This is a genomic window from Microbacterium sp. Leaf351, from assembly GCF_001423825.1.
In the GTDB taxonomy this organism is placed as follows: Bacteria; Actinomycetota; Actinomycetes; order Actinomycetales; family Microbacteriaceae; genus Microbacterium; species Microbacterium ginsengisoli.
In genome coordinates, this window is record NZ_LMPK01000035.1 from 78,011 (window position 1) to 82,785 (window position 4,775).

Below are 4,775 nucleotides of genomic sequence, written 5' to 3' on the forward strand. Positions count from 1 at the left end.
ACGTACGTGCGCTGAACCTCCGGGCTTTCGCACGGTCGCCGTGGTTTGACCTCGCGTCCGGGCGGGGGAGACTGGAGCCATGACGATCGACCAGTCCGACGCCGTCGCGTCCGACACGCAGTACACCCTGTGGGCGGTCCTCGCCCGCGACCCGCACAACGCCGTCACCGAGCTGGACGACACCGAGCTCGCGGAGCTCGTCTCGCACATCGAGGCCGGCGGCACGACCGTGCGCGGCTTCTACGACGTGAGCGGGCTTCGCGCCGACGCCGACCTGATGATCTGGCTGCACGGCCCCTCGGCCGAGGACCTGCAGCGCGACCTGCGGCGCCTCCGCCGCTCCGAGCTGCTGCGCCCGCTGGTGCCGGTCTGGAACGCGATGGGCGTGCACCGGGACGCCGAGTTCAACAAGGCCCACGTGCCCGGGTTCCTGCGCGGCATCGCCGCGAAGGACTGGCTGTGCCTCTACCCCTTCGTGCGCAGCTACGAGTGGTACCTGCTTCCCGAGGAGGAGCGCCGCGAGATGCTCGTCGAGCACGGCCGCAAGGGCGCCGCGTTCCGTGGGGTCACCGCGAACACGGTCGCCAGCTTCGCGCTCGGCGACTACGAGTGGCTGCTGCCCATGGAGTCCGATGTGCTCAGCGACCTCACCGACATGATGCGAGACCTCCGCTACACCGAAGCGCGCCGCCATGTGCGAGAAGAGGTGCCGTTCTACACCGGCCGGCGCATCCCGACCTCGGCCATCCCCGAGGTGCTCGCGTGATGTCGGCGCACGCGTGAGCGACGCTCCGATCCGCCTCGGCACGCGCCGCAGCGCCCTGGCGACCGCACAGTCGCAGCAGGTCGCCGACGCGCTCGCCGCGGCATCCGGTCGGCCCGTCGAGCTCGTTCTCATCACCTCCGAAGGGGATGTCTCGCGGGCCTCGCTGTCGGAGCTCGGCGGTCGCGGCGTCTTCGCGACCCGGCTGCGGGAGGCACTGCTGGCCGGCGAGTGCGACGTTCTCGTGCACTCGCTGAAGGACCTCCCGACCGCGCCCGCCCCCGGACTCGTGATCGCCGCCACACCGCCGCGCGAGGATCCCCGCGACGTTGTCGTCACCCGCACGGGAGTGCCGCTGCACGAGCTCGCGCCGGGTTCGGTCGTCGGGACGGGCTCCCCCCGCCGCATCGCCCAGGTGCGCCGCCGCAACCCGCGGGTCGAGGTTCGCGACATCCGCGGGAACATCGACTCGCGCATCGGTCGGGTGCGCCTCGGCGAACTCGATGCCGTGATCCTCGCCGCGGCGGGGCTCGCCCGACTCGGCGGGTCGCTCCATGATCTGCACCTCGAGCCGCTCGGACTGGCGGAGTGGCCGACCGCGCCCGGGCAGGGTGTCCTCGCGGTCGAGATCCGCGAGGACACGTCCGCCGACCTCGCCGATGCCGTCGCGGCGCTCGACGATCGTCGGGCCCGGGTGGAGATCACCGCGGAGCGCGCCGTGCTCGCCGGTCTCGACTCCGGATGCCAGGCGCCGGTCGGTGTGCACGCCGAGTTCGACGGCCATGAACTGCGAGTGCGCACAGTGGTCTACGCCCCCGGCGGGGGCGACCGCATCGGGGACGACCGGGCGATTCCCCTGATCAGCGGGTATGCTGGCGAGAAGGGCAGCGGCGATGGTGCAGATGCTGCCGATCGCGCGGATCCCGTGGCGCGCGCCGAGCGCACCGGTACCGTGATCGCGCGAGACCTCCTCGATCGCGGGGCCGCCGGCCTCGCCACCTGAAAGCGTCCCCATGCACGAAGATCCCGCGCGGACAGAAGCCGCCAAGCCCCTGACGGGCTGGCGCGTTCTCGTCCCCCGCGGGGGACCGTGGGGCGACGGCGTCGCCGCCACGCTGCGATCGCAGGGCGCTGTTCCCGTCGTCGCGCCGCTCATCAACTTCGCGCCCACCAACGATCAGGCGACCCTTGAGCAGGCGCTGCGCGATCTCGCCGACGGCGCGTTCGACTGGCTCACGATGACGAGCGCCACCACGGTCGATGTGCTCGTCGCCTATCGCGCAGAGATCCCCGCCCGCACAAAGGTCGCCGCCGTCGGTGAGACGACCGCCGCCGCGCTCCAGGCCGTCGGCTACCGGGTCGACCTCGTGCCCGACCGCGACAACTCGGCCGCCGGAATGGCCGCCCAGCTCATCGGGCTCGAGCCGGAGCCCCGCGACATCCTCACGCTCCGCAGCGAGATCGCGAAGCCCGTGCTCACCTCGAAGCTCATCGAGGCGGGGCACCGCGTGCGCAGCGTCGTCGCGTACCGCACCGTCGGCGTGCCGGTCACGGAGCGCATCCTGCGCGACGTCGAGAACGGGCGCATCAACGCGATCCTGGTGACGAGCGGCTCGGTCGCCGAGCAGGTGCACGAGCAGTTCCCGCACATCCCCGATGCGACCGTCATCGCCGCGATCGGTCCGCGCACCGCGACCGATGCCCGCAAGGTGGGCCTCGACGTCGATGTCGTCGCCCCCCGCCAGACCGTCGACGCGCTGATCGAGGCGGTGTCGCACCTGGTGCTGCCGCACGCAGCCGACGAGTTCCAGCCGTGAGCTTCCCCACCCACCGACTGCGCCGCCTGCGCCAGTCGCCCGCCGTGCGCCGCCTCGCCCGCGAGACGACGCTGGTGCCGTCGCAGCTCGTGCTGCCGCTGTTCGTGCGCGAAGGCATCGCCGATCCGCAGCCGATCGGCTCGATGCCGGGGGTGGTGCAGCACTCGCTCGACTCGCTGCGGCGGGCGGCGACGGATGCCGCGGCCGCCGGTCTCGGTGGCGTGATGCTGTTCGGCGTGCCCGCCGTGCGCGATGCGATCGGCTCGGGTGCGGACGACGAGCGCGGCATCCTGAACGTCGCGACCGCCGCGGTCGCCGCGGAGGTCGGGGATGCGCTCGTCGTGCAGACCGACCTGTGCCTCGACGAGTTCACCGACCACGGCCACTGCGGCGTGCTCGCCGCAGACGGGTCGGTCGACAACGATGCGACCCTCGAGCGCTACGCGGCGATGGGTCTTGCGCAGGCGCGGGCGGGGTCGGCGATGCTGGGCCTGTCGGGCATGATGGACGGCCAGGTCGCGCACGTGCGCGCTGCGCTCGACGCGGAGGGCTTCACCGACACCCTGCTGCTGGCCTACTCGGCCAAGTACGCGGGGGCGTTCTACGGACCGTTCCGCGAGGCGGTCGACTCGCAGCTCACCGGCGACCGCCGCACCTACCAGCTCGACCCGGCGAACGCGCGCGAGGGTGTGCGGGAGGCGATCGTCGACGCCGAGGAGGGCGCCGACGTCGTCATGGTCAAGCCCGCGCTGCCCTACCTCGACGTGCTCGCCGAGGTGCGTGCCTCGGTCGATGTGCCGGTGTGGGCCTACCAGGTGTCGGGCGAGTACGCGATGATCGAGGCCGCCGCCGCGCACGGCTGGATCGACCGTCGTGGCGCGATCTCCGAGTCGCTGCTGTCGATCCGGCGCGCCGGTGCCGACGCGGTGCTGTCGTACTGGGCGCTCGAGGCGGCCGGCTGGCTGCGCGAGTCCCTCTGATCCATCCGGGAGGTGCGGTGTCCGACCGCAACGACGATCTGTTCACGCGCGCCCGCGGCGTCATCCCCGGCGGGGTGAACTCTCCGGTGCGGGCCTACGGCTCGGTGGGCGGTGCGCCCCGGTTCGTCTCGTCGGCGGCGGGGCCGCGGGTGACGGATGCCGCGGGCACCTCCTATGTCGACCTCGTCGCGTCATGGGGTCCGGCGCTGCTCGGCCACGCGCATCCCGAGGTCGTCGAGGCGGTGCGGGAGGCCGCGACCCGGGGTCTCTCGTTCGGCGCGCCGACGGAGGCCGAGGTCGAGCTCGCCGAGCTCATCGCCGCTCGCGTGCGGGTGGGCGAGGCGGCTCCCGTCGAGCGGGTGCGACTGGTGTCGACCGGCACCGAGGCGACCATGACGGCGATCCGTCTCGCCCGCGGGGTCACCGGCCGCGACCTGCTGGTGAAGTTCGCGGGGCACTACCACGGCCACTCCGACGGCCTGCTCGCCGCCGCCGGGTCCGGTGTCGCGACGCTCGCGCTGCCGGGGAGCGCGGGCGTGCCGGCACCGATCGCCGCGCAGACCCTCGTGATCGACTACAACGACCTCGACGCCGTGCGCGAGGTGTTCGCCGTGCACGGCGACCGCATCGCCGCCGTGATCGTCGAGGCGGCGGCCGCGAACATGGGCGTCGTCGCGCCCCTGTCCGGATTCAACGCCGCCCTCGCCGACATCGCCCACGCGCACGGCGCGCTCCTCATCCTCGACGAGGTGCTCACCGGATTCCGCGTGCACCCCGCCGGCTTCTGGGGCCTGCAGCAGGCCGCCGGCGAGCATTACCTCCCCGACATCATCACGTTCGGCAAGGTCGTCGGCGGCGGCATGCCACTCGCCGCCCTCGGCGGCCGGGCCGACGTCCTCGACGCGCTCGCGCCTGTCGGCCCCGTCTACCAGGCGGGAACGCTGAGCGGCAATCCGCTCTCGGTGGCTGCGGGGCTCGCGACCCTGCGCCTTGCGACGCCCGCCGTCTACGAGAAGGTGGATGCCGCGGCATCCGTCGTCGCGACCGCCCTCGCCGACGCGCTCGCCGCCGAGGGCGTGGTGCACGCCGTGCCGAGCGCGGGATCGCTGTTCGGCGTCGCGTTCCTGCCCAAGGCACCGCGGTCGTACGCCCAGGCCCTCACCCAGGAGGCGTGGCGCTACCCCGCGTTCTTCCACGCCATGCTCGACGCCGGGG

Annotated in this window: 5 protein-coding genes; all 5 read left to right on the forward strand. The window is 73.1% G+C overall.

Annotated features, from left to right (window positions below):
• The first annotated feature begins 79 nt into the window (after positions 1–79).
• Positions 80–766 (forward strand): hydrogen peroxide-dependent heme synthase, encoded by a 687-nt coding sequence (hemQ, locus tag ASG00_RS11470; protein WP_045247481.1) that lies wholly within the window; start codon positions 80–82, stop codon positions 764–766.
• A gap of 13 nt (positions 767–779) precedes the next feature.
• Positions 780–1,766 carry a hydroxymethylbilane synthase gene (gene hemC / locus ASG00_RS11475; RefSeq protein WP_056209696.1) on the forward strand — a complete coding sequence of 329 codons (987 nt, stop codon included), beginning with the start codon at positions 780–782 and terminating at the stop codon, positions 1,764–1,766.
• A gap of 10 nt (positions 1,767–1,776) precedes the next feature.
• Positions 1,777–2,580 carry a uroporphyrinogen-III synthase gene (locus ASG00_RS11480; RefSeq protein WP_056209701.1) on the forward strand — a complete coding sequence of 268 codons (804 nt, stop codon included), beginning with the start codon at positions 1,777–1,779 and terminating at the stop codon, positions 2,578–2,580.
• Entirely contained in the window at positions 2,577–3,560 is a 984-nt protein-coding gene (gene hemB / locus ASG00_RS11485) for a porphobilinogen synthase (RefSeq protein WP_056209704.1), read from the forward strand. The genes ASG00_RS11480 and hemB overlap by 4 nt, the downstream gene beginning before the upstream one ends.
• A gap of 17 nt (positions 3,561–3,577) precedes the next feature.
• A partial coding sequence (locus ASG00_RS14590; RefSeq protein ID WP_442922644.1) for a glutamate-1-semialdehyde 2,1-aminomutase occupies positions 3,578–4,775 on the forward strand: 1,198 nt, incomplete at its 3' end.

Excerpts from the sequence above, each read along its gene's own strand:
- hemQ (WP_045247481.1), top strand. The coding sequence starts at position 80 with ATGACGATCGACCAGTCCGACGCCGTCGCGTCCGACACGCAGTACACC.
- ASG00_RS11480 (WP_056209701.1), top strand. The coding sequence starts at position 1,777 with ATGCACGAAGATCCCGCGCGGACAGAAGCCGCCAAGCCCCTGACGGGC.